This window comes from Daejeonella sp. AP26, assembly GCF_056680515.1.
The window spans coordinates 2,498,666-2,522,009 of the sequence record NZ_CM155286.1 but is presented as its reverse complement, the minus strand read 5'-3'; the positions used below and the strand labels follow the sequence as shown (position 1 = coordinate 2,522,009).

Annotated in this window: 23 protein-coding genes; 12 read left to right on the top strand and 11 right to left on the bottom strand. The window is 44.1% G+C overall.

Annotated features, from left to right (window positions below):
- The first annotated feature begins 73 nt into the window (after positions 1-73).
- Positions 74-424 (top strand): 4Fe-4S binding protein, encoded by a 351-nt coding sequence (locus AC1MCB_RS10795; protein ID WP_479964729.1) that lies wholly within the window; start codon positions 74-76, stop codon positions 422-424.
- A gap of 534 nt (positions 425-958) precedes the next feature.
- Here the strand turns inward: AC1MCB_RS10795 and AC1MCB_RS10790 are convergent.
- Positions 959-1,447, bottom strand: coding sequence for a universal stress protein (locus tag AC1MCB_RS10790; RefSeq protein ID WP_479964728.1), 489 nt, complete (start codon positions 1,445-1,447; stop codon positions 959-961).
- Between the two features lie 95 nt (positions 1,448-1,542).
- Here AC1MCB_RS10790 and AC1MCB_RS10785 point away from each other — a divergent pair, with 95 nt between their 5' ends.
- Positions 1,543-2,328, top strand: coding sequence for a C40 family peptidase (locus tag AC1MCB_RS10785; protein ID WP_479964727.1), 786 nt, complete (start codon positions 1,543-1,545; stop codon positions 2,326-2,328).
- On the opposite strand, the gene AC1MCB_RS10780 is transcribed toward AC1MCB_RS10785, so the two are convergent.
- From AC1MCB_RS10780 to hisG, 10 genes are all read right to left on the bottom strand, one after another.
- Positions 2,329-2,619: a hypothetical protein gene (locus AC1MCB_RS10780; RefSeq protein ID WP_479964726.1), complete on the bottom strand. Its 291-nt coding sequence runs from the start codon at positions 2,617-2,619 to the stop codon at positions 2,329-2,331.
- A 12-nt stretch (positions 2,620-2,631) separates the two neighbouring features.
- Positions 2,632-3,564, bottom strand: coding sequence for a WD40 repeat domain-containing protein (locus AC1MCB_RS10775; protein ID WP_479964725.1), 933 nt, complete (start codon positions 3,562-3,564; stop codon positions 2,632-2,634).
- Positions 3,565-3,582: 18 nt separating this feature from the next.
- Positions 3,583-4,179 carry a bifunctional phosphoribosyl-AMP cyclohydrolase/phosphoribosyl-ATP diphosphatase HisIE gene (gene hisIE / locus AC1MCB_RS10770; RefSeq protein WP_479964724.1) on the bottom strand — a complete coding sequence of 199 codons (597 nt, stop codon included), beginning with the start codon at positions 4,177-4,179 and terminating at the stop codon, positions 3,583-3,585.
- A gap of 74 nt (positions 4,180-4,253) precedes the next feature.
- Positions 4,254-5,012, bottom strand: coding sequence for an imidazole glycerol phosphate synthase subunit HisF (gene hisF / locus AC1MCB_RS10765; protein WP_479964723.1), 759 nt, complete (start codon positions 5,010-5,012; stop codon positions 4,254-4,256).
- A 48-nt stretch (positions 5,013-5,060) separates the two neighbouring features.
- The gene (locus AC1MCB_RS10760; RefSeq protein WP_479964722.1) at positions 5,061-5,810 is read right to left on the bottom strand and encodes a 1-(5-phosphoribosyl)-5-[(5-phosphoribosylamino)methylideneamino]imidazole-4-carboxamide isomerase; all 750 of its coding nucleotides are present in this window, start codon (positions 5,808-5,810) and stop codon (positions 5,061-5,063) included.
- A gap of 4 nt (positions 5,811-5,814) precedes the next feature.
- Positions 5,815-6,408 carry an imidazole glycerol phosphate synthase subunit HisH gene (hisH, locus tag AC1MCB_RS10755; protein WP_479964721.1) on the bottom strand — a complete coding sequence of 198 codons (594 nt, stop codon included), beginning with the start codon at positions 6,406-6,408 and terminating at the stop codon, positions 5,815-5,817.
- 82 nt (positions 6,409-6,490) lie between these two features.
- Positions 6,491-7,582 carry a bifunctional histidinol-phosphatase/imidazoleglycerol-phosphate dehydratase HisB gene (gene hisB, locus AC1MCB_RS10750; protein ID WP_479964720.1) on the bottom strand — a complete coding sequence of 364 codons (1,092 nt, stop codon included), beginning with the start codon at positions 7,580-7,582 and terminating at the stop codon, positions 6,491-6,493.
- Positions 7,583-7,873: 291 nt separating this feature from the next.
- Positions 7,874-8,944, bottom strand: a complete 1,071-nt coding sequence (gene hisC, locus AC1MCB_RS10745; RefSeq protein WP_479964719.1) for a histidinol-phosphate transaminase — start codon at positions 8,942-8,944, stop codon at positions 7,874-7,876.
- 6 nt (positions 8,945-8,950) lie between these two features.
- Entirely contained in the window at positions 8,951-10,255 is a 1,305-nt protein-coding gene (hisD, locus tag AC1MCB_RS10740; protein ID WP_479964718.1) for a histidinol dehydrogenase, read from the bottom strand.
- A gap of 33 nt (positions 10,256-10,288) precedes the next feature.
- Positions 10,289-11,140, bottom strand: coding sequence for an ATP phosphoribosyltransferase (gene hisG / locus AC1MCB_RS10735; protein ID WP_479964717.1), 852 nt, complete (start codon positions 11,138-11,140; stop codon positions 10,289-10,291).
- 404 nt (positions 11,141-11,544) lie between these two features.
- On the opposite strand from hisG, the gene AC1MCB_RS10730 reads away from it, so the two are divergent.
- The 10 genes from AC1MCB_RS10730 (at position 11,545) to rseP (ending at position 23,261) form a co-directional block, all read left to right on the top strand.
- The gene (locus tag AC1MCB_RS10730) at positions 11,545-13,593 is read left to right on the top strand and encodes a vWA domain-containing protein (protein ID WP_479964716.1); all 2,049 of its coding nucleotides are present in this window, start codon (positions 11,545-11,547) and stop codon (positions 13,591-13,593) included.
- Between the two features lie 52 nt (positions 13,594-13,645).
- A complete protein-coding gene (locus AC1MCB_RS10725; RefSeq protein WP_479964715.1) occupies positions 13,646-14,905 on the top strand; it encodes a dihydroorotase in 1,260 nt (419 codons plus the stop codon).
- A gap of 8 nt (positions 14,906-14,913) precedes the next feature.
- Positions 14,914-15,591 (top strand): hypothetical protein, encoded by a 678-nt coding sequence (locus AC1MCB_RS10720; protein WP_479964714.1) that lies wholly within the window; start codon positions 14,914-14,916, stop codon positions 15,589-15,591.
- Positions 15,592-15,607: 16 nt separating this feature from the next.
- Positions 15,608-16,174, top strand: coding sequence for a DUF4199 domain-containing protein (locus AC1MCB_RS10715; RefSeq protein WP_479964713.1), 567 nt, complete (start codon positions 15,608-15,610; stop codon positions 16,172-16,174).
- 115 nt (positions 16,175-16,289) lie between these two features.
- Entirely contained in the window at positions 16,290-17,243 is a 954-nt protein-coding gene (locus AC1MCB_RS10710; RefSeq protein WP_479968733.1) for a glycosyltransferase family 2 protein, read from the top strand.
- 239 nt (positions 17,244-17,482) lie between these two features.
- Positions 17,483-18,463, top strand: coding sequence for a glycosyltransferase family 2 protein (locus tag AC1MCB_RS10705; protein ID WP_479964712.1), 981 nt, complete (start codon positions 17,483-17,485; stop codon positions 18,461-18,463).
- Positions 18,460-19,203, top strand: coding sequence for a glycerophosphoryl diester phosphodiesterase membrane domain-containing protein (locus tag AC1MCB_RS10700; RefSeq protein WP_479964711.1), 744 nt, complete (start codon positions 18,460-18,462; stop codon positions 19,201-19,203). Before AC1MCB_RS10705 ends, AC1MCB_RS10700 begins: the two co-directional genes overlap by 4 nt.
- Positions 19,204-19,208: 5 nt before the next feature.
- On the top strand, positions 19,209-20,714 hold the full coding sequence (locus AC1MCB_RS10695; protein WP_479964710.1) for a GH3 auxin-responsive promoter family protein: 1,506 nt from the start codon (positions 19,209-19,211) through the stop codon (positions 20,712-20,714).
- A 39-nt stretch (positions 20,715-20,753) separates the two neighbouring features.
- Positions 20,754-21,908 carry a 1-deoxy-D-xylulose-5-phosphate reductoisomerase gene (locus AC1MCB_RS10690; protein ID WP_479968732.1) on the top strand — a complete coding sequence of 385 codons (1,155 nt, stop codon included), beginning with the start codon at positions 20,754-20,756 and terminating at the stop codon, positions 21,906-21,908.
- Between the two features lie 27 nt (positions 21,909-21,935).
- The gene (gene rseP, locus AC1MCB_RS10685; RefSeq protein WP_479964709.1) at positions 21,936-23,261 is read left to right on the top strand and encodes an RIP metalloprotease RseP; all 1,326 of its coding nucleotides are present in this window, start codon (positions 21,936-21,938) and stop codon (positions 23,259-23,261) included.
- The last annotated feature ends 83 nt before the right edge of the window (positions 23,262-23,344 follow it).

Below are 23,344 nucleotides of genomic sequence, written 5' to 3'. Positions count from 1 at the left end.
TTGTGGCGTTTTCACGTTTTTATGCGTATTAACACCTGCAAAATTAACTTTTGAATTAGACTTTTATACAGAGATGGCAATTAAAATCACCGATGAGTGTATTAACTGTGGGGCTTGTGAGCCAGAATGCCCAAATAATGCTATATACGATGCCGGAGCTGCATGGCGTTACTCCGATGGAACAAGTTTACGCGGCCTGATTAATTTCCCGGATGGAACCGCCAGGGATGCTGAAGAAGCCCGACCGGCGGTTTCAGATGAAGTGTATTTTATTGTTTCAGATAAGTGTACCGAATGTGTTGGTTTTCATGATGAACCACAGTGCGCAGCAGTTTGCCCGGTAGATTGTTGTGTAGATGACGAAGATATCCGTGAAACAGAAGAGGAACTTTTAGCTAAAAAGGCCTTCTTGCACCTGGAGTAATAGCATTCTACTTATTAGATATAGAAACCGTCCGGACTTCATTTCGAGACGGTTTTTTTATTCAAACTGATATTTTCCGAGATCAGCCTTAAGTCTTTACAAGCCGAACGGGGATATTACTGTTATCCGTGCTTCATAGCCATCCACAGCCTGAAGCCGATACCTGTCGCTACATCTTAACTGTTCACAGCAGCTACCTGATCGTCAAAATCCGGTAAAATCCTCGCAAGATCTCCCGTTACAATCAGGAGGTTGCGCATGCCTATTTCAACTCTGATTAGTGCAGTTGTGACTTTAGAAAGGAGGCACCAATGGCTCGTCCAAAACAGGGTGTAAACCATATGATAACAGGGTGATAACAGTGTCATCCTTCGATCAACAACGAGTTTAGATATGGTGAGCATACTGGCTTCACAGTGTTATCCCTAACCACTCTTAAAGAAGGGCAAATCAAGGGCAGCTAACAGGGAAATATATTTAACGAAAAACTGCCCTTCCGGGCAGTCTAAAAATCCCTTCCGGGCAGTTTATTTCTTAATCCTCTAACACAGTATCGTTGTCCTTATTTGGTATGATCAGCACAGGGCACTTTGATTTTCTGGCCACACTTTCGGCAACGCTGCCGGAGATGAAATGGTCAAAGCCTGTGCGGCCATGAGTGCCCAGAATGATCAGGTCCGCATTGCATTCTTCGGCAGTAGCTAAGATCTCTGTTTTCGGGTTACCCAATTTGGTATACGTGTAGAGATTTATACTTTCGCCCGCCTGGGTTTTAATCCGCTCAAACAAAGCATTGCTCGCATCTTCCTGAATATTCATCATCTCGGGCATGATGAACGATGTTTCATTTAACATCGGATCGGCAATGTAAGGGGTAGCCGCCGGAATTTCATTTACATGAACCAGCGCAACATCAGCCTGCAGCTTTCGCGCTAGCGCCAGTCCGTAATGTACAGCTTGGTCGGAGTAGACATTATCTTCAACGGCAATTAAAATTTTTTTCAGGTCATCAAGGTTTGTCATAGCGGGTTAACAGGTTTAGGGCTTAAATAGTTCGTATGCCGGGGTAAATAATAATAGGTGTCTTGTATTGAGCTAAATTTACTTTATTTGCGGATATGAATCAAATATTTGGCCTTTGTAACCTGTCGTTGGTGCCTATGCGTGCCGAACCTTCTGACAGGAGTGAAATGGTCTCTCAATTATTGTTTGGCGATCACTTTGAAATTCTGGAAGAAACGGATCGATGGATCCGCATTAAAACCGGCTACGATGATTACGAAGGCTGGATAGATTCAAAGCAATCCTGTGTTATAGATGCAGATACATACAAATCTGTTGATACCGAAAGTACCTTGCTGGGATTGAAGATCCATCATCCTATAAAGAATTCGGTTACCGATGAAGTGACGAATATTGTTGCCGGAAGTACGCTTCCAGGCTATGCAGACGGACGGTTCAAGATTGAAAATACCGTTTATTCGGTAGTCCATCCACCTTTAAAGCCGAAGCAGGATCTTTTTAAATCAGAAGTCGTCAACGCGGCCAAGTTCTACCTCAACGCGCCTTATTTATGGGGCGGGCGGTCAGCGTTTGGTATTGATTGTTCTGGTTTAAGCCAGATGGTATTCAAGCAATTCAACATCAGGCTGAAACGGGATGCATGGCAACAAGCATTACAAGGTAAGAATGTGGACTTCTTGGAGGAAGCAAGGGCAGGAGATCTGGCATTTTTTGATAATGAGGAAGGGAAGATCATTCACGTTGGGATCATGTTAAGCAATAATCGCATCATACATGCTTCCGGAAGAGTAAAATCAGACGTAATAGATACCGAGGGGATTTACAGTACCGAATTACGACGCTATACTCATAAGCTAAGAATAATCAAGCGATTTGCTTAACTACCTGATAGCTTCAATTATCGCGGGGTCTGAGCCGGTACATGGAGAAACGAACTCGTTATCCGGCCGGTAGCTTATGGTAACCTGCCGACCATCAGTTGCAAATGTCTGTACTTTGTCAGGATTAGTTGGGAAGATTGACACTCCGTTAGTCAATTGAATCAGCACTCTGCAGGCGCCGGTTTCACTGATCTTTATCACGCCCGATACATTCTCCACAATGGGTTCTTTTTTATCACACGAGACGAAAATCATACTCATTGCCAGCAACACTATCGCAAATAATCTCATAACACAGGTAGATTAGATACTGGTGATGTTCCAAATCATGACCAGTTTATCATCACTAACGGAAACTAAGTGGCCATTATTGGGCTCCCACACGATTTTATTAACTGAAAGCCTGTGCATTGGGAATCCTTTGTCAATACTAATCGTTTTTCGTAGTTCAAAATTTGCATCCCAGATCTTAATTGTCTTATCCCTGCTTGCGGTGGCAAAAAAGGGTTTGTTAGGATGCCATGCAATACTGTATATGGCGAATAAGTGTGCGGGAATCGTTTTAAATAAGGTGTAACCCGAAGTGTTCCAGATATTAAGTTGCGCGTCGCGACTTCCGGAGATAAGGTATTGGCCGTCCGGCGAATACTGGAGGGAAGAGACTGGAAGGGTATGGGCTTCAAAATCATGCAGCAAGCGATAATCTTCCAGACTGTAAATGCTGATGCGGTTATCCTTACAACCAAAAGCCACAGTCATTTCATCAGGACTAATACTGATGGCCCGCACCAATGCATCACTCACTTTAAAGCTATAGAGCAATTTATGCTGATTTACTTCGCCGGCTTTATAACTCAGGTCCCACACTGAAACTGTACCATCTTCTGATGAAACCAGCAACTCTTTTTTCGACATTACCGACTTAATATCAAAGATGGGCTTCTTATGATGTTTTAAAACGGTGCTTACTTGCTGCTCTTCGAAATTAAACAGGCTGACATCACCGTTTCTTTCACCGACAGCCAGCAGAGGGGCTACTAGAGTAGAATGCAGTGCATAAACTGAGGTTTTCACCGGCATAAGCACCTTAATAAACTCATTCCTGTCTAAACTCCATTCAACAATACCGGTATCATTGCCGGCTGTGAAAATAATGCCTGGCTTTTGGGAAGCTTCAACGGTATAGATGGGATTTTGGTGACCCGGCAGGCTGGCTACTTGTTCAACTTGAATCATATCAGCAAATTATGCAGTTTACGGACGACTCACGTGTCGTTGTTCGAGGTTCTTTGAAATGGTTTGAAGGTCAATATTTTTCTCCCTTAATAACACCAGCAGGTGGAAGATCAGGTCTGATGCCTCGTTTATCAGGTCATGCTCTGTTTCATTCAAAGCAGCAATCACCGTCTCAACGCCTTCTTCGCCTACTTTCTGTGCAATTTTATTAAGGCCTCTTTGTCTTAACTTATTGATGTAGGAACCTTCTAAAGGCTGATCAAAACGTTCGCTGATGATCTGCTCGAGCCTGAAAATGAAGTTCTGGTTATAATCGGTTGAAAAGCAGCTTCTTGAACCGGTATGACAGGTTGGACCTGCCGGCGCCGCCTTGATTAGCAGGGTGTCATTATCGCAATCAATGCTGATACTTTTAACCTTAAGGATATTCCCGCTTTCTTCGCCTTTAGTCCAGAGGCGGTTCTTGGAGCGTGAGAAGAAAGTAACGACGTCTTCAGAAACAGTTTTTTGATACGCTTCTTCATTCATATAACCCAGCATCAGCACCTCCAGGGATTGTTCGTCCTGGATGATCACGGGAATAAGGCCTTCACCTTTGGTAAAATCAATCGTCATTTGGGGTTGAGATTTGAGATTTGAGATTTGAGTGATTAGGATATGTGCCCTATTCTTAATTCTCAATTCTTAATTTATAATTCCCTTACCGGGATGTTATTTTCTTTTAAAAACTGTTTCAGTTCAGGGATCAGAATTTCTCCGTAATGAAAAACAGAGGCAGCTAAGGCAGCATCTACATCCGCAAGCTGGAATACATCTGCAAAATGAGACATATTACCAGCCCCTCCAGAAGCAATCACAGGAATTGAGACCATTTGATTGATCTTCTTCAATTCAATGCAATCGAATCCAGCTTTTGTGCCATCATGATTCATGGAAGTGAGCAGGATCTCTCCCGCGCCTCGTTCCTGCGCTTCAAGGATCCAGGCTTCAGTTTCAATTTCGGTGGTGATTCGTCCGCCGTTCAGGTGAACGTAATTTTTGCCATTAATCACTTTGGTATCAACTGCGACCACCACAAATTGCTTCCCAAAGGTTTTTGCTAAATCATCAATAAGGTGTGGGTTTCGTACAGCCGCCGAATTAATAGAGATCTTATCAGCACCGGAATTCAGCAGGATATCCGCATCGGCTATTTCATTAATGCCGCCGCCAATAGTAAAGGGAATATTGATCTGGCGGGCAACCGATTTAACCAGCTCTGACATGGTTTTCCGCTTCTCGTGAGTGGCAGATATATCCAGAAATACTAATTCGTCGGCACCCTGATTTGAATACTGCCAGGCCAGTTCTACCGGATCGCCGGCATCTTTCAAGTCAACAAAGTTTATACCCTTTACCGTGCGGCCATCTTTTACATCCAGGCAGGGGATGATTCTTTTTGTGAGCATTCTCTGATATATTGTAAACCAAGTCGATGAGGTGGCTTACTGCAGAAGTTAAAAGCTGATCAGCGCTTTTAAGTTCCAGTCTTTTATTTCGTCAATCGTTATACGGTTTTCGTAAATGGCCTTACCCACCACGCAAGATTCAACTTTAATTTCCTGAAGCTGTCGAATATCATCCATAGAACTGATACCACCAGATGCGATCAGTTTGATGAAAGGGGAATGTTCTAACAATTTACGGTATAGGTCGATAGCGGTACCACCCAGCTTTCCGTCCTTATTAATGTCAGTACATAAGAATCTGAAGAAGCCCAGGTTCAAACAACGGTCTATGTATTCAGTCAACTTCACCGGCGAACTTTCCATCCAGCCGGAATATTTAATAACCTCATCCAATACGTCAATTGCAATGACAACCTGATCCGAGCATTTATCTTTACCGCAGATCTCCTTGCCGAGCTCGGGTAAGAAATCTGGGTTGGTTATCGCCTGCGTACCAACGATAATGCGATGGACACCGTAATCAATCAATTCTTTAACCTTATCGATGCTGCGAACGCCACCACCATACTGAACCTTGATATCTGTTTTATTAAGTATGTCAAAAAGAAATTTTTGATTACTGAAATCGCCTTTGGCGCCGTTAAGATCGATAATATGGATAAACTCGGTGCCTTTCGACTGATATGTTTCAATCATCTCCTCAAGGGTAACGTCGTAAAAAGTTGCGTCGTCATAATTGCCTTCACGGAGGCGCACTACTTTACCATTTAAAATGTCAATCGCCGGAATAATGTACATGGATCTAAGCTAAGAGTGAGAAATTGGTTAAAATTTGTTCGCCGGCAGAACCTGATTTCTCAGGATGAAACTGAACCCCATAGAAATTATCTTTTTGTATCACTGCGGAGAATTTAATTCCGTATTCAGCTGAAGCGATCGTAAAATTAGTATTAAATTCTATAAAAAATGAGTGTACAAAGTAAAAGTATTGTTGAGTGCCAATACCGTTAAATAAAGGGTTCGCTTTGTCGACACTTACATTGTTCCAACCGGTATGCGGAATCTTTAACTGAGAGTCTTCGTCAAAATGCAGTGTTCTGAGCGGAACAATTCCTGTTAAATCAGAATCACCCTCTTCTGAGTAGGAGGTTAGCAACTGCATTCCCACGCATATACCTAAAACGGGTTTGCTGATTGTGGGTATGATATCCGCCAGGCCGCTGTTCTGAAGTTTAACCATAGCTGCTCCCGCATGACCAACGCCAGGTATAATATACCGCTCATATTGTGGCAGATCTTCCGGTCGGTTGATCATTCCGTAGGGTATCTGAAGCCGGTCTAGCGAAGCGGTTAAGGAGAAAATATTTCCGGCTCCGTAGTTAATTATGCCTGTCATTGTAGTTTGTTAGTTCGTTAGGTTGTTAGTTTGATGATTTTTAGGTTGGTAGGGTTGTTAGTTGCAACTATTGTCTAACCAACTACAAAACTCCTTTTGTGCTTGGCAGCTGCGTGCCTGTGACGGCAATTGCCTGCTTAATACATTTGGCAAGTGCCTTGAAGCTGGCTTCGATCATATGATGGGTATTGTTCCCGTCAATGATCTTTAGATTCAAATTCATGCCTGCGTGTTCAGAGAAGGATTTCAACCAGTGCTCAAACATTTCGGTAGGAAAATCACCTACATATTCGCGGTCAAACTTCCCTTCGTAAATAAAATAAGCGCGATCTGAGAAGTCGATGGCACATTGTACCAAAGCTTCGTCCATGGGTAGCAGGAAGCCGTAGCGCTCAATGCCACGCTTATCGCCTAAAGCCTGTTTGAAAGCTTTACCGAGTGCAATAGCGCTGTCTTCGATGGTATGATGTTCGTCGATCTCCAGGTCGCCCTTCACGGTTAGCGTTAAGTCCACTCCCGAATGTTTAGCAAGCTGATCCATCATGTGATCGTAAAACTTAAGCCCGGTGTCTATCGAGTGTTGTCCGCTCCCGTCCAGATTCAGGTCAAGAGTGATCTTTGTTTCATTCGTGTTCCGGGTTAGCTGGCACTGTCTGTCCTGGCGGGTTGTTAGGAACCGGGTGATATCCAGCCAGTTTGTGCTGTTCATTGCTGCATCGGGATGCTGAGCCTTAGAATAGTAGATCGCCTTGCAGCCGAGGTTCTTAGCCAGTTCAATGTCGGTAAGCCTGTCGCCAATCGTGTATGAATTCCAAAGGTCAATGGCATTCTCAATCAGGTAGGAGGTTAACATACCCGTGTTAGGCTTTCGGAAAGGACTGTTATCTGCGGGAAAAGAATGGTCAATAAAGATCTCTTTAAATTCAATTCCCTCATTTTTGAGAATAGAAAGCATCCTTTCATGAGGTGCCAGGAACGTTTCTTCCGGGAAGCTCGCTGTACCGCGACCGTCCTGGTTGCTAACCATCACCAGGTCGTAGCCGTAGTCTTGAAGCTTTTTTAATGATGATATAGCGTAGGGCAAAAATTCCAGCTTCTCTAAAGTGTCAATTTGTTCATCTTCAGGTTCCGCGATAATGGTTCCATCACGGTCAATAAATAGTACTTTTTTCATTTAGGTATGAGGTATTGGGTTTTAATTTTAGCGTTTTCTTCACTGCCACTCGTTTAGGAAGCTCCGCCGGAGCTGATTCTGCGGTACCGTCTTTCTAGAAATACGGAGCTCCTCTGGAGCTAATTGTTGGCGTTAGCAATTTCAATTAATATCTTATTGTTTAACTTCTCCGAGCTGCCAGCTTTGCTCAATGCTGCTTTATATTGATTTTTTTTTGTGTAGCTCCAGCGGAGCCAGGTGTTTATAGATATTTAGTGAAGTTTGATTTTAGCTCCGGAGGAGCTTCCTGCATCATTGAATCCCCCCGTTCAGGGTCGTTTTAAACTCTTTAAGACTTTCCAACAGCACTTCATTTTCCTGCGGGGTGCCCACTGTTATTCTCAGGCATCCCTCGCAAAGTTCAACTTTTGAACGATCTCTCACAATAATTCCTTTTTCAACCAGGGAATTATATAATGAAACCGGATCGCTGGTTTTAACCAGCAGGAAGTTAGCATCTGAAGGATAGACCTTCTGTACAAAGTTCAGCAATGCCAGCTGTGCGACTAGCTTTTCACGCTCTGCTACCGTCTGTTTAATCCAGTCATTTACCTGTTCTACATTCTCCAGAGCATTCAAAACCAGCTCTTGAGAGGCTTGATTGATATTATAAGGCGGCTTCACTTTATTGAAAACCTCAATGATCTCTTCGCTTGCAAACGCCATCCCGACTCTTAATCCGGCTAAACCCCACGCTTTGGAAAGAGTCTGGAGCACCACCAGGTTTGAAGATTCGGTTAGCTCCTGGATAAAGGTTTTTTGTCTGGAATAATTGATATAAGCTTCATCTACCACCACCAGACCTTCAAAGTTTGCAAGTAATGTTTGGATATCATCGCGATCAATTGAGTTACCTGTAGGGTTGTTTGGTGAGCAAATAAAGATGATCCTGGTGTTTTCATCAATAGATTCAGCAATGCCTTCCATATCTAACTGGAATGCTGGGTTTAGTTTCACCTTCCGAACTTCCACGTCATTGATATTGGCTGAAACCTCATACATGCCGTAGGTCGGCGGCACGGTGATCACGTTATCAACTTCCGGACGGCAGAAGGCGCGGAAGAGAATATCGATGGCTTCATCGCTTCCATTGCCCAGAAAAATATTGCGCGGAGGCACCCCCTTGATCTGGCTTAAACGCTGCTTGATCTTTAACTGTAAAGGGTCCGGATAGCGGTTATAATTTTCGGAAAGCGGCGAGCCAAAACTGTTCTCATTGGCATCTAAAAATACCGAAGCTTCGCCTTTAAATTCGTCCCTGGCGGAAGAGTAGGGGATAAGATTTTTTATGTTTTCCCGGAGTATATTATTTAAATCGAACATGAGAATTTAAGATCGTGTTAAGGTGTTTTGAAGTCGAACAGTTACCGCATTTTTATGAGCCTGTAAGCCTTCTAATTCGGCTAAAATTTCCACTGCGGGACCAAGCTTTTGAAGACCATTTTGCGAGAGGTGCTGGAAGGTTATTTTCTTGACAAAAGAGTCAACTGATACCCCCGAATATGACCTCGCATAACCGCTGGTTGGGAGCGTATGATTCGTCCCGGAAGCATAGTCGCCAACGCTTTCGGGCGTATTGTTTCCAAGGAAAACAGACCCTGCATTCAGTACCTTGTCGATAAGTTGTTCCCATCCGGATGTCGCCAGGATGAGGTGCTCGGGAGCGTAACGGTTGCTAAAGTCTATCGCATCGACAAGAGAATCTACTACCACGGAATAAGAGTTTTCGAGCGCTTTTAACGCTATTTCAGCACGGGGAAGAATCGCAATTTGTTCCTCCAATTCCTGAATTACCGAATATATAATTTTAGTTGAGGTAGATACCAAAACTACCTGACTGTCAACGCCATGTTCGGCCTGTGCTGCCAAATCGGCAGCCACAAAAACTGGGTTTGAAGTGTCATCTGCAACGATGAGAACTTCAGACGGTCCGGCGGGCATATCAATCGATGTTTTTGTAGTAGACTGAATGATTGTTTTGGCTGCGGTTACATATTGATTGCCAGGGCCGTAGATCTTGTCAACTTTAGTGATTGTCTCAGTCCCATAAGCCATGGCGGCTACCGCTTGTGCCCCTCCAACCAGGTAGATCCGGTCTATTTGAAGCAATACAGCGCAATATGCGAGATAAGGATTCACTTTGCCATCTTTCTGGGGAGGAGAGCAAACCACAATTTCATGACAACCGGCAATGCGTGCGGGGATTCCGAGCATCAGAAAAGTACTTGGAAGAACGGCTGTTCCACCGGGAATATATAAGCCTACTTTTTCAATTGGCCTGTTATCCCGCCAGCAGGAAACCCCTGGCATTGTTTCAATTACATCCTCCTTTATCACTTGAGCTAAGTGAAAATTGCGAATATTCGTATAGGCAAGATCGAGGGCCTCCTTCTGGAAATTGGGAACTGAGGCCGCCAGTTCTTTCAATTCATCGTTACCTATCCACAACTTCTCAATATCTACCTGGTCAAACTGTCGCGCAAAGTTCTTTAATGCTGCATCGCCATGTGTCCGGACCTCTGAAATGATTTCCTTTGCAGTCTCCTGCACCGCAATATTGCTATCGGCGGTACGGACGCAAAGGTTGTCAACTTCTGATTCAGATAAGCTATTTAACTCGTAGATTTTAAGCATTTTATGTTTCAGTATTAATTATAAGTTAATGCCTTAAAGTATGATTTTTTCTATTGGCATGACCACAATTCCCTGTGCGCCGGCTGCTTTTAACAGATTTATTTTTTCCCAGAAATCACGTTCTTCAATCACCGTATGGATGGCAACCCAGCCTTCATCAGCGAGTGGAACAACCGTCGGACTTTTAACTCCGGGCAGCAATTTTATTATCGAACCAAGATTAGCTTTCGGAATATTCAGCACTACATATTTTGTTTCCTTCGCCCGCAAAACCGATTGAATCCGCTGGATAAGTTCGCGCACTAGCTCGTCTTCGTCGATGCCTTTTCGGCCGATCAAAACTGCCTGTGAAGACATCACATCAGCGAAGGGTTTTAGCCCGTTACTCTTCAAAGTTCCGCCGGTTGAAACGATGTCAAAAATGGCGTCGCTCAAGCCAAGACCGGGTGAGATTTCTACCGATCCGGAGATGGTTCTAATCTCTGAGTTTACCTGATTTTCGGCCAGGTATTTTTTGAGAATTACGGGGTAAGATGTGGCAATAGATTTACCTTCGAGGTCAGCAAGCGTTTTAATTTCGGAATGGTTTTGAACGGCCAGTTTCAGGGTGCATTTTCCGAAGCCCAGCTCCTGGAGATAGCTCACGTCAACACCGGTTTCGGCGATCACATTTTCGCCAACAATTCCGATGTCGGCAATCCCATCCTGAACGTATTCCGGAATGTCATCATCACGAAGAAAAAGGATCTCAAGCGGGAAGTTGGATACGGTAGATATCAGTGAACTCTTATAGTTTTCGAAACTTAAGCCACAGTTTTTAAGAAGCTGAACAGATTTCTCGTTTAGCCTACCCGATTTTTGGATAGCGATTTTTAAGGTTTTCAATATTGAAAAAGATTAGACCAGTAAATAATTAAGAAGAAAGTTTCACAAAGGAAACGTACATGTATTTTTTATCGCCGCTCTTGGCGATGATGGAAATGTACGTGATGTGAATAAATTTCGATCATAATATCTGGCCCATCATCACAACGGGAGGAACGCAAATATACAGATAGATGCTTAGTTTCAAAGTAATTTATCCGCCATATAACCCTTTAATGGCTTAAAATGTGTTTGTTAGCGTTTAAACGTTGATTTTATTTGGTCAGATCAACTGAAGCAGGCCTAATAAATTGATCTGAAATGCGTAAACTTACAGGCATCAGGGCGGCTTTCGACAAGTTGAGAAGGAAAATTATTCAAATGAAACATTGGGCACAATCGTATTTATCATTAGTTTTGAATTGATGAGATTCCTGTTCCCCGGATTTTTATTTGCACTGCTGGCTGTCGCCATTCCCATTATAATCCATCTCTTCAATTTCCGGAAGTTTAAAAAGGTGTATTTCAGCAATGTGAAATTCCTGAAATCCATAGAACAGCAAACTGCGTCCAGGCAGAATCTTAAGAACCTTTTGGTGCTGGCTGCGCGCATACTTGCTATTGTTTTTCTGGTGCTTGCTTTTGCGCGTCCGTACATCCGGAACAATGATGCCACCGCTTCAACCGGGCAGTCTGTCAGCGTTTACATTGATAATTCCTATAGCATGGAGGGAGTTAACCGGGAGGGAAGCCTGCTGGATGAAGCCCGCCGCAGAGCGAAAGAAATTGCGGCTGCCTATTCCCCTAATGATAAATTCCAGCTATTGACTAACGATTTCGAGGGGCGGCATCAGCGCTTGCTGAGCTATGACGATTTTTTAAATGCTGTTGACGAAGTGAAGATTAGCGCCGCCAGCAAAAACCTCAGCCAGGTGATCAACCGTCAGCAGGATGTATTTACCAGGGAACCCAATGCCGCTAAAAATATTTACCTGATCTCTGATTTTCAGACAAACCTGGTTGACAATTCGTCTCTGAAGATCGATAGTAATATTTCTATTCGTCTGATCAGACTAAAATCGAATCCGCTGCCCAATGTCTCCATTGATTCCATTTGGTTCGTATCGGCTATCCATAAGCCGGGGGAAGCCGGGAAGCTGGTAGCGAAATTCAGGAATAATTCTGATCGCGTGGCTGAAAACATCCCGGTTAAGCTACTTATTAACGGTCAGCAGCGTTCTATCGGTAATGTCAGTATCCCGGCACGGGCCAGCAGGTCCGACACTTTATCTTTCAGCGGGTTGAACGCGGGATGGAAGTCAGGCGAGATCAGCATTACGGATTATCCGGTGGTATTCGACGACCGCTTTTACTTTGGCTTCAAGGTTCAGCCGAATTTACGGATCCTGGCTATCAATGGCGCGGGTGTGAATCCATACATCAACGCGGTCTACCAGTCGGATAAATACTTTATGCTGGATAACACCGATGCCGGAAACATCAACTATTCAAGATTGGGAGAATATCCGATGCTGATCCTCAATGAAGTAAACGACTTTTCAACCGGATTGATCCAGCAACTAAAAGTTTTTACTGAACAAGGGGGTAATTTGTTAATCCTGCCATCTCTGGACGCCGATTTGTCATCCCTCACCGCACTACTTACCAGTCTGAGAACGGATATTCCGCGACAAGTAGTGATTAGCGAGACTAAAATATCTTCCATTAACCTGCAACACCCGGTTTTTAGAGGGGTTTTTGAAATTATTCCCAAAAATATAGATCTCCCATCGGTAAAAAAATACGTCAGTTACACCGCCCAGAGCCGCACCAATAAACAAAGCTTGTTATCCTTACCGGGACGCGAGGAGTTTTTAGGCGAATACAGATTAGGCAAAGGCCGGGTCTATTTGTCGGCGGTGCCGCTTAACGATCTTTCAGGAAACTTTGCCCGACACTCACTTTTTGTTCCGGTAATGTACCAGCTGGCCCTATTGAGCCTGCAACCTCAGCGGCTGTACTTTACCCTCGGAGAAGACCAGGCGGTAGAAATAGCAAGAACTACGCTGAACGCCAACCAAACTCTTAAACTTAAAAAGGGGGAATTCGAAGTGATCCCCGATCTGAGGCAGGGACAGAATTCAACCCAGCTCTATATTGCTGACCAGCTCAAGGAGGCAGGAATATACGAATTGTTAAAGGGCGACAGTCTGCAGGCCTATATCGCCTTTAATCAAAGCGGCAATGAATCCGACCTGAGTTACGCAAGCGATCAGCAATTGCTGGAAAAGTTGCCTAAGGATCAGGTTTCTATAATTGAATCGGCTAATGGAGCGGTTGAGAACGAAGTAAATACTACTGCTCTCGGATTTCAGTTGTGGAAACTTTGTATAATTTTGGCGCTGCTGTGCCTTGCGATAGAAGTGTTATTACTTCGCTTTTATACTGTAAAGCAGGTTAAGCCTTCGCTCTGACAATAGAGAACATTTTTTTAGGTTGCTTATATATTGAAATACAAAAATGACAATGAACAAACTGCTAATCCAAAATGTGACCATACTTGATAAGCAAAGTAAGCACCATAACCGCACTGCAGATATTTTGATTGTTGACGGAGTGATCTCGCAAATAGGAGCTATCGAACCGGAAAATGATCAGGAGGTTATCAACGGCAGCGGACAGTATTTGTCACCCGGGTTCTTTGATATGAATGTCAATTTCGGTGAACCGGGTTATGAAACTAAAGAAGATATTGAAAGCGGATGTCAGGCGGCCCTGTCAGGAGGATTTACCGGCGCTGCCTTAATGCCTAACACCGAACCGGCCATCCATTCGAAAAGCGAGGTGGCCTATCTCGTCAATGCCTCACAGGGCAATATGGTTGATCTGTTTCCTTTAGGAAGTATTAGTCAGAACCGCGAAGGGAAAGAACTGGCAGAACTTTATAACATGAAACTAGCCGGCGCGGTAGCATTCACTGACGGCAACCGTCCTGTCGCGGATGCCGGTCTGATGAGTCGTGCACTGCTATATAGCAAGGGTTTTGATGGGCTGATCATGTCATATGCTGAAGATAAAAACATTTCTGCAGATGGGAAGATGAATGAGGGCATCACCAGCACCGTGCTCGGAATGAAAGGCAATCCTTCCCTGGCTGAGGAGTTAATGATCATCCGCGACCTGTATTTAGCTGAATACAATGATTCACGAATTCACTTTTCAACCATCACTACCGCAAAGAGTCTCGACCTGATCAGGCAAGCACGGAAACGGGGAATCAGTGTGACATGTGACGTAGCCGTACACCATTTGGTTTTCACTGATGAGATATTATCAGGTTTTGACAGCAATTACAAGGTGAAACCGCCGCTGCGTAGCAAAAGTGATGTCAAAGCGTTAATAGCGGGTCTGAAGGACGGGTCTATCGACGCGATCGTTTCACAGCACACCCCACATGAAATCGAATTCAAAGATGTTGAGTTTGAAATCGCCAAAAACGGCATAATCGGATTGCAGACGTTGTTACCGATGGCTTTAAAAGCAGGATTGTCGCCAGACTTGATCGTGGAGAAGCTCACTACAAATCCTCGCCGGATCTTTAATCTCCCATCCGTAGAGATCAACATTGGCTCGAAAGCAAACCTCGTAATGTTTGATTCAAAGACTGAATGGGAGTATACAGCAACTGCAAATAAGTCAAAGTCCCTAAACTCCCCCTTGCTTGGTCAAACCTTAAAAGGAACGATCAGTATGGTTTTTAACAATAATAAAATCTTTTTATCTTAACAGAAATTATGAATACAAGGGTTAACAAAGCGCTGAACGCTGCTCTGGAGCAATTTTCACAAATCAACGGAACGAATAGCACTAATTTCTCAAACAAGTTAGTAAGTGTATTTGATACAGATCAGACTTTCCTGGAAAAAGTTGCTGCTATGGACGAGGTATTCGATGAGAATCCGCCATATGAGGCGTTACGGGAAGTGTTTTTCGACCTTCTGCTGATTAACTTCTTTACCGAAGACGTACAGAAATTGGAGGAAGATTATCTTGATTCAGATGAATGGGAAGATATTGAAGAGGAGACCCTTGATCGCGGAACCGAATTGTTAAACGTTCTGCTTTACATCAAGGAATGCGAAGATGAAGAGCTGGAACCTGAGCTGGAAGATTTCTTAAAAGAATTTTTATTGGTTGATGATGATGAGTTTCAGGACGAGCACCGTATTTACGAGGAAGTGATCGCTAACCAGATCCTGGTTGACAGCTCGCTGGATGAAGTTGCGCGTGTAGCGAAGGGGCTCCCGGAATTTTCGGAGCTCAAAGAACTATTCTATCCCATGATGGCATTTTTCAGGAACCCAAATCCTGATAAAGAAGAGTTAAGTCGTTTTAACGACCACAGCGTAAGTGCAGATTTTGATGCTGCAGTTTATGCTTTACTGGTAACCTACAATCAACCAAATAATTAAACCTTAACTTAAACACATGGAATCAAATTTAGAAGATCTTAACAAACTGGCTATCACCAACGGTCTGATCATCGGCATATTTACAACCGTGCTCGGCATCGTAACTTATTATGTCGCCCCTTCTCTGATGGGATCGACGTTCTATGGTATCGGACTAATGCTTGTATCCTTAGCGTTGTACATTTTCTTCACACTGGATCTTAGAAAGAAGATCGGTGGCTACTGGAATTTCAAAACTGCGTTGAAAGGAATTTTCCTGATGGCTTTTATAGCAGGGACATTTGGTATACTGTTCAACTTTGTGTTCTATAAATTTGTCGAGCCGGGTGCCTTTGAAAAGATTTCCGGCCATATCACTGCCGGCTTAACAAGTACTTTTGAAAATCTGGGTATGCAGCAAGAGCAGATCGATGAAGCTGTTGAAAAACAACTGGAGGCGATGAGAGGCCAGTTTGATCCAACTTTTGCTGAACTGGCCCGCAACTTCGGAATTGCCATTTTGGTACAGTTCATCATGTCACTAATTTTCGCTGCCATTTTCAAGAAGGAAGCACCTGTGTTTGTGCCGGGTGCTGAAGAGTAATTCTGACAATCTTTAATTTAACGTGCAGGTTTTATCGATTTTATTGATAAAATTTGCACGTTTTTATTTGTGAGAAATGTTCTCACATCTCAAATCTAATATCTCACATATCTTAATGGATATCTCCGTAGTCGTACCCTTATATAACGAGGCTGAGTCATTGCCCGAGCTGACCGAATGGATCAGGAAGGTAATGATCAAAAGTAATTTTGTGTACGAGATTATCCTTGTTGATGACGGCAGCGACGATACCTCGTGGAAGGTGATTGAGAGTCTGAAAGCTGAGCATCCGGAAATCGTCGGCATAAAGTTCAGACGAAATTATGGTAAGTCGGCTGCGTTGAACGTCGGTTTTGAAGCCGCCCAGGGAGATATAGTCATCACCATGGATGCCGATCTGCAGGATAGCCCGGATGAGATTCCCGAGCTGTACCGCCGCATCCGTGATGAAGATTTCGATCTTATTTCAGGCTGGAAGCAAAAGCGGTATGATCCCCTTACAAAAACCATCCCTACTAAGTTTTTCAACGCGGTTACCCGCAGTATGTCCGGTATCCGCAATCTGCACGATTTCAACTGTGGCTTGAAAGCTTACCGGAAGGATGTAGTGAAAAGTATTGAGGTGTACGGAGAAATGCACCGCTATATTCCGGTCCTGGCAAAATGGGCAGGCTTCAAGAAGATCGGTGAACAGGTAGTGGAACACCGTGCACGCAAGTACGGTACCACCAAGTTCGGTTTCAGCCGCTTTATCAATGGCTTCCTGGACCTGTTATCGATATTCTTTGTCGGAAAGTTTGCCAAGCGACCGATGCACTTTTTTGGCTCCCTGGGTGTAATAAGCTTCTTCGCCGGAACTATCATAGCACTCTGGATCATCGGTCAGAAACTTTATCACATTGCCTATCATATTCCCTATTCCCGTGAAGTTACCGCTCAGCCGCTGTTCTATATCGCTCTGGTTGCCATCGTGGTCGGCTTTCAGCTGTTCCTCACAGGCTTTATCGCCGAACTGGTATCCCGCAACGCCCCGGAAAGGAATGCGTACCAGATTGAGAAAACGGTTTAAGTGAATATGCAAATGAGCAAATGAGCAAATGCCTTACCGTTGGAAGGTAGATGTGAAAATACGGAGATACCCAACGCCTGGTTAAGAATTTGAGTGCCACTTACTGAGCATTCCTATTTGAGAAGATTATTGAGACACCCTTTAAATAAAACCATTATTAGCATACTCATTAGCAGATCGGTTAGCACCTTACACCCATTTGCACATTTCCATATTTGCTAATTTGCACATTAAAAAAAATGTTCTTCTCCATCATCATCCCCTTATACAACCGCCCTCAGGAAATAGATGAGTTGTTGCATACCCTGACGCAACAAACTTACACGCAGTTTGAAGTATTGGTTATTGAGGATGGTTCTAAGATCGACGCAAAGGCGATCGTGGAGAGCTATAGTGACAAGCTGGATATTAAGTATCTCTTTAAAAAGAACGAGGGGCAGGGCCTCACACGTAATTATGGGTTCGCCAGGGCAAAAGGCGACTATTTCGTTGTATTTGATTCAGACTGCCTGATACCCTTTGATTACCTGGATACGGTAAAGGAGTACTTGCTGGAGCATCAGTTGGATGCCTACGGCGGCCCTGATGGCGCGCATGATTCTTTTACGCCGATACAAAAAGCCATCAGCTATTCCATGACCTCGCCTTTTACTACGGGCGGGATTCGCGGAAATAAAAGCCATATCGGTCGTTTTCATCCCCGAAGTTTTAATATGGGCATTTCGCGCGAGGTGTGGGAGAAAACCGGTGGGTTCAAACTGACCCGCCTGGGAGAAGATATTGAATTCAGTATCCGCATCTATTCGATGGGATTTAAGGTAGGATTGATCCCTGCTGCTATCGTTTTTCATAAACGGCGAACAGATTTTACTAAGTTTTACAAACAGCTGCACTTTTTCGGACGGGCACGTATTAATATCTTCAAACACTTTCCAACAGAATTGAAAGCAGTACACTTTTTTCCGGCGCTTTTTACGCTTTTCCTGTTGGCGACCCTGGTGTTAAACATCTTCGGAAGCGGGCTGACACACATCACCAACTTTTTACTGGCCGTTTACATTTTGTTAATATTTTTCCACTCGTGGAATGCAAATAAGTCGGCAAAAGTTGCATTTTTGAGCATTATTGCTGCGTTTGTACAATTAACTGCTTATGGCTTAGGTTTTATGCAGGACTTTTGGCGTCGGATTATATTAAATCAAGGAAACAATACCATATGAATAAGCCCTTCTCGGTTAACGAGATTATGTCGGAAGCCTGGAACTTCGCGAAAAAGAATATCTGGATCTTATTAGGTTTTACTGCAGTACAGTTTGTGGTGATCATCATGATCACTACTTTGCTGACCGGTATTTTTGGTGGTGAAAGCACTGCCGCCGTTCTTCTGCAAAACTTGACATTAAGCTTATTCGATGCCTTCTTTACCGTGGCCTTTTACCAGGTGATCTTTAAACAGATTGACGACGAGGGGGAACCGGAATTTCCTGATTTCGTGCCAAACCTCATGAAGGCGCTGAATTTTCTCCTTGTCAAGCTGATCATTGGTATTGTCCTGGTTTTCCTGATCGGCGTGATTAGCAGCTTATACTTTATGAACACTCCGGATATAGAGACTACCGACGTACTAAGCAGCAAAATGCTGCCGGTTTTCCTGCTCATCGCTATTCCGGTAACTTATTTCACAATCAGGCTATGCTTTGTGGTGTGTTTTATCGTGGACCAGGAGTCCGGTGCTTCCGAGTCTATCAGTCAAAGCTGGACGCTCAGCAAAGGTCATTTCTGGTTTATCTTTGTACTGTTCCTGATCATCCTCGCATTAAATATTTTAGGTGCAATGGCGCTTTTCATTGGACTACTATTCACGGTTCCTTTTTCAAGCTTGATCCTGATCATTACGTACCGTACAATGGTAAACAGTTATGCTGACGAGGAAGATATCCTGATCGAAAAACCAGAATAATTAAAATGGGATTTAAAGCGGTTTTAAGTAAGCCATTTGCTGCCTGGGTAGTTTGGCAGATGAACAAATGGAAGAGAAATGCCGTTCCCGCCCAGCTTCAGGTATTCAGGAACCTGGTTGACCAGGCAGCCAACACTGCCTTTGGAGCCGATCACCACTTTTCACAGATCAAATCCTACGACGACTTCAAGAAGAATGTGCCCGTGCGTGAGTATGAAGAGCTTCGTTCTTACATTGAAAGGGTGGTACATGGCGAGAGCGACGTACTCTGGCCGGGTAAGCCGGCTTACTTCGCCAAAACTTCCGGAACCACTTCAGGAGTAAAATACATTCCTATATCGAAGGAATCAATGCCGGAGCATATTAAGGCCGCCCGCAATGCGCTCCTTTGTTATATTCATGAAACAGGCAAGGCCGATTTCGTTGATGGGAAAATGATGTTCCTGCAGGGAAGTCCGGTATTGGAAACCAAAGCGGGGATTGCTACCGGCCGTTTATCGGGCATAGTTGCACATCACGTTCCTCAATATCTGCAAAAGAACCGGCTGCCATCTTACCAAACCAATTGTATTGAAGACTGGGAGGAGAAGGTAGACGCTATCGTGGAAGAAACTAAGAATTCAGACATGCGCCTGCTGGGCGGAATTCCCCCATGGGTCCAGATGTATTTTGATAAGCTGACTGCCGGAGATAATAAAAAGATTAAAGATATTTTCCCGAACCTTGGTCTCTTCGTTTACGGTGGCGTTAACTTTGAGCCTTATCGCGCTAAGCTGCAGGAAAGTCTGGGTCGTAAAATAGATACCATTGAAACCTACCCTGCGTCCGAGGGCTTTATTGCTTTCCAGGACTCGCAGAAAGAACAGGGTTTGCTTTTGCTGGCTGATGCTGGTATTTTTTATGAGTTTATCCCTACAGATGAATATTACAACGAATCGCCTACCCGCATTTCTCTGCAAGATGTAGAAATCGGCAAAAATTATGCGATCATTCTAAATACAAATGCTGGGTTATGGGGTTATAGTATTGGCGATACTATTAAATTTGTATCGAAGGATCCATACCGTATACTCGTCACCGGAAGAATAAAACATTATATTTCGGCTTTTGGTGAACACGTGATTGCTGAAGAAGTGGAACATTCCCTGCTTTCGGTGGCTAAAACGGAAGGGGTGGAAATTACAGAATTTACGGTAGCGCCTCAGGTGGCACCGCCGGATGGCTCGATGCCATACCATGAATGGTTTGTTGAATTTGCTAAAGTGCCAAAGGATTTTGAAGCCTTCAGATTAAAGGTGGATGCGGCATTACAGAAAAAAAATGTGTATTATCAGGACCTGATCGAAGGAAAGATCTTGCAGCCTTTGATCATTCGCCCCCTAAAAAGGGAAGCTTTTATTGACTATATGCGTTCAGAAGGTAAACTGGGCGGACAGAATAAAGTACCGCGCCTTTCCAACGATCGCAAGATCGCTGATCAGCTCGGAAAATATATTGAGACGTGGGATTGAGAGATGATATTGAAGAACACTACAGAAGAAACGATTAAGATACGCTCGATTGCCATTCTTGGGTCTACAGGCAGTATAGGAACCCAAGCACTGGAAGTTATCCGCCAGAACCGGGACCGGTTTAACGTGTCTGTTTTGACCGCTCAGTCAAATGCAAAGCTGCTAATCAGCCAGGCTCTCGAATTCCGCCCCGAATACGTAGTAATCGGAGACGAGAGTAAGTATCCCGAAGTGCAGGCTGCATTAACCCCCCCCAACATAAAAGTGTTATGCGGATTAGCTGATCTTGCTGATGTGGTAACGCAACCTCAGATTGATATCGTTTTAACGGCGCTCGTCGGCTTTGCAGGCTTAAGGCCTACATTAGCGGCTATCAAGGCCGGAAAAGACATCGCGCTAGCAAATAAGGAAACACTGGTTGTTGCTGGGGAGTTGGTCACCACGCTTGCCGCCAAGCATCAGGTGAAGATCCTGCCGGTTGATTCGGAACATTCAGCCATCTTTCAGTGTCTCGCAGGCGAACAGCATAATCCCATTGAGAAAATATATTTAACAGCATCAGGTGGTCCCTTTCGAGGTAAGACCAGCCAGTTTCTTTCATCGGTAACTAAAACGGAAGCCTTAAAACACCCTAACTGGGTGATGGGGGCTAAGATCACTATCGACTCAGCTACGCTCATGAATAAGGGCCTGGAAGTGATTGAAGCCAAATGGCTCTTCGATCTCGAGCCCTCCCAGATTGACGTGATCGTTCATCCGCAATCTATCGTGCATTCTATCGTTCAATTTACTGACGGATCTATGAAAGCGCAGATGGGAATGCCGGATATGAAACTGCCGATCCAGTATGCGCTGGCTTATCCGCAACGTATTAAGAGCGATTTTCCGCGGTTCAACTTCTTAGATTATCCTAGCTTGACATTTGAGCAGGCGGACACAAAAACGTTTAGAAATCTGAATCTGGCCTTTGAAGCATTACATACCGGCGGTAATATGCCCTGTGTCATAAATGCTGCCAATGAGGTTGTCGTGGCAGAGTTTTTGAATAACCGTCTAGGATTTCTGCAGATGAGCGAGGTCATAGAAAACTGCATGTGCAAAATTTCTTATCTGAATAACCCTTCGCTGGAAGATTACCTGGAAACGGACTGTGAGACCCGATTGTATGCACAACATTTAGTAACAAATCTTTAATATCAATCTCCAATATAAAATATAAGCATGGACGGATTAATAATGACAGGGCAGCTGCTGCTCGGACTTTCTATTTTGATCATTTTACACGAAGCAGGGCACTTTTTTGCCGCCAGGGCTTTTGGGATCAGAGTGGAAAAGTTTTACTTGTTCTTTGATGCTTGGGGCTTCAAACTCTTCAGTTTCAACTACAAGGGCTGTGAATACGGAATGGGATGGCTGCCACTGGGCGGTTACGTGAAAATTGCCGGTATGATTGACGAATCAATGGATACTGATCAGCTGGCTGGTCCGCCGCAACCATGGGAATTTCGTTCTAAACCTGCCTGGCAGCGACTAATTGTCATGCTGGGTGGCGTAACCGTTAATATTGTGTTAGGTATTTTCATCTTCTGGATGCTGACCTTCAAGTTTGGCGAATCCTACACGCCGAATGATAAACTACAATATGGAATTGCGCCGGGCATCATAGGTAAGAATATCGGTCTGCAAGCCGGCGATAAGATCACTGCCGTAAACGGTAAGAAGATTGTCCGCTTTGAAGAATTAAATAGTTCTAAGGTTCTTTTCGGAAACGCAGTGCTAACCATTAACCGGAATGGTGAAACTAAGCAGATCGATGTACCGGGTGATATTATCGAAGAGCTGTCTGACTACGGAATAGGCGAATTTATTGAACCCCGTTTCGTGATGGGCAGCATATCCATGGTAGAGCCCAACAGTAATGCTGATAAAGCCGGAATAAAAGTTGGCGACAGCATTCTTGCATTGAACAACACGCCGGTTAAATTTTTTGATGAATACCAGGATGTTGTACAGAAAAACCGCGAAAAATCTGTTAATCTATCTGTTCTGCGCGCCGGAGATACAGTTTCATTAGCTACGAATGTTAGCGCAGAAGGTAAGCTGGGAGTTGCTATTCCACCGATAGGCCTGCCTCGCGAAAATCAACAGTATAGCCTGATCGAATCCTTACCGGTTGGCGCCTCCAAAGCATGGGGTTCCTTCATGGATAATGCCAAGGGACTGGGTAAAGTATTCAGTGGCGAAGTGAAGGCAAATAAAGCCTTTACAGGACCGATCGGCATCGCGACCATGTTCGGTAAGACTGTCGACTGGGTGAAGTTCTGGAGCCTCGTAGGATTGCTTTCTATGGCACTTGCCTTAATGAACCTTCTTCCTATCCCGGCACTGGATGGCGGGCACTCTGTTTTCCTCCTGATCGAAATGATCAAAGGCAAGCCTTTAAGTGATAAATTCATGGAACGCGCGCAGATGGTTGGCTTTGTGATATTGGTTACGCTGATGGTGTTTGTGTTCGGGAACGATATTGTGAAGCACGTCATAAATTAAGTTTTAGCTTTCAGCAATCAGGTATTAGGTATTAGGTAGGAATTAAGAATTAGGAATTGGATATTTGAACTTGGGAAATGAAA

Bases quoted from the DNA above. Each gene is read 5' to 3' on its own strand.
- AC1MCB_RS10760 (WP_479964722.1), bottom strand. From the start codon at position 5,810: ATGTACATTATTCCGGCGATTGACATTTTAAATGGTAAAGTAGTGCGC.
- AC1MCB_RS10705 (WP_479964712.1), top strand. From the start codon at position 17,483: ATGTTCTTCTCCATCATCATCCCCTTATACAACCGCCCTCAGGAAATA.
- hisH (WP_479964721.1), bottom strand. From the start codon at position 6,408: ATGACAGGCATAATTAACTACGGAGCCGGAAATATTTTCTCCTTAACC.
- hisIE (WP_479964724.1), bottom strand. From the start codon at position 4,179: ATGACGATTGATTTTACCAAAGGTGAAGGCCTTATTCCCGTGATCATC.
- AC1MCB_RS10730 (WP_479964716.1), top strand. From the start codon at position 11,545: ATGAGATTCCTGTTCCCCGGATTTTTATTTGCACTGCTGGCTGTCGCC.
- hisB (WP_479964720.1), bottom strand. From the start codon at position 7,582: ATGAAAAAAGTACTATTTATTGACCGTGATGGAACCATTATCGCGGAA.
- AC1MCB_RS10725 (WP_479964715.1), top strand. From the start codon at position 13,646: ATGAACAAACTGCTAATCCAAAATGTGACCATACTTGATAAGCAAAGT.
- AC1MCB_RS10700 (WP_479964711.1), top strand. From the start codon at position 18,460: ATGAATAAGCCCTTCTCGGTTAACGAGATTATGTCGGAAGCCTGGAAC.
- rseP (WP_479964709.1), top strand. From the start codon at position 21,936: ATGGACGGATTAATAATGACAGGGCAGCTGCTGCTCGGACTTTCTATT.
- AC1MCB_RS10715 (WP_479964713.1), top strand. From the start codon at position 15,608: ATGGAATCAAATTTAGAAGATCTTAACAAACTGGCTATCACCAACGGT.
- AC1MCB_RS10785 (WP_479964727.1), top strand. From the start codon at position 1,543: ATGAATCAAATATTTGGCCTTTGTAACCTGTCGTTGGTGCCTATGCGT.
- AC1MCB_RS10775 (WP_479964725.1), bottom strand. From the start codon at position 3,564: ATGATTCAAGTTGAACAAGTAGCCAGCCTGCCGGGTCACCAAAATCCC.
- AC1MCB_RS10695 (WP_479964710.1), top strand. From the start codon at position 19,209: ATGGGATTTAAAGCGGTTTTAAGTAAGCCATTTGCTGCCTGGGTAGTT.
- AC1MCB_RS10795 (WP_479964729.1), top strand. From the start codon at position 74: ATGGCAATTAAAATCACCGATGAGTGTATTAACTGTGGGGCTTGTGAG.
- AC1MCB_RS10710 (WP_479968733.1), top strand. From the start codon at position 16,290: ATGGATATCTCCGTAGTCGTACCCTTATATAACGAGGCTGAGTCATTG.
- AC1MCB_RS10780 (WP_479964726.1), bottom strand. From the start codon at position 2,619: ATGAGATTATTTGCGATAGTGTTGCTGGCAATGAGTATGATTTTCGTC.
- hisC (WP_479964719.1), bottom strand. From the start codon at position 8,944: ATGTTCGATTTAAATAATATACTCCGGGAAAACATAAAAAATCTTATC.
- hisD (WP_479964718.1), bottom strand. From the start codon at position 10,255: ATGCTTAAAATCTACGAGTTAAATAGCTTATCTGAATCAGAAGTTGAC.
- AC1MCB_RS10790 (WP_479964728.1), bottom strand. From the start codon at position 1,447: ATGACAAACCTTGATGACCTGAAAAAAATTTTAATTGCCGTTGAAGAT.
- hisF (WP_479964723.1), bottom strand. From the start codon at position 5,012: ATGCTCACAAAAAGAATCATCCCCTGCCTGGATGTAAAAGATGGCCGC.
- AC1MCB_RS10720 (WP_479964714.1), top strand. From the start codon at position 14,914: ATGAATACAAGGGTTAACAAAGCGCTGAACGCTGCTCTGGAGCAATTT.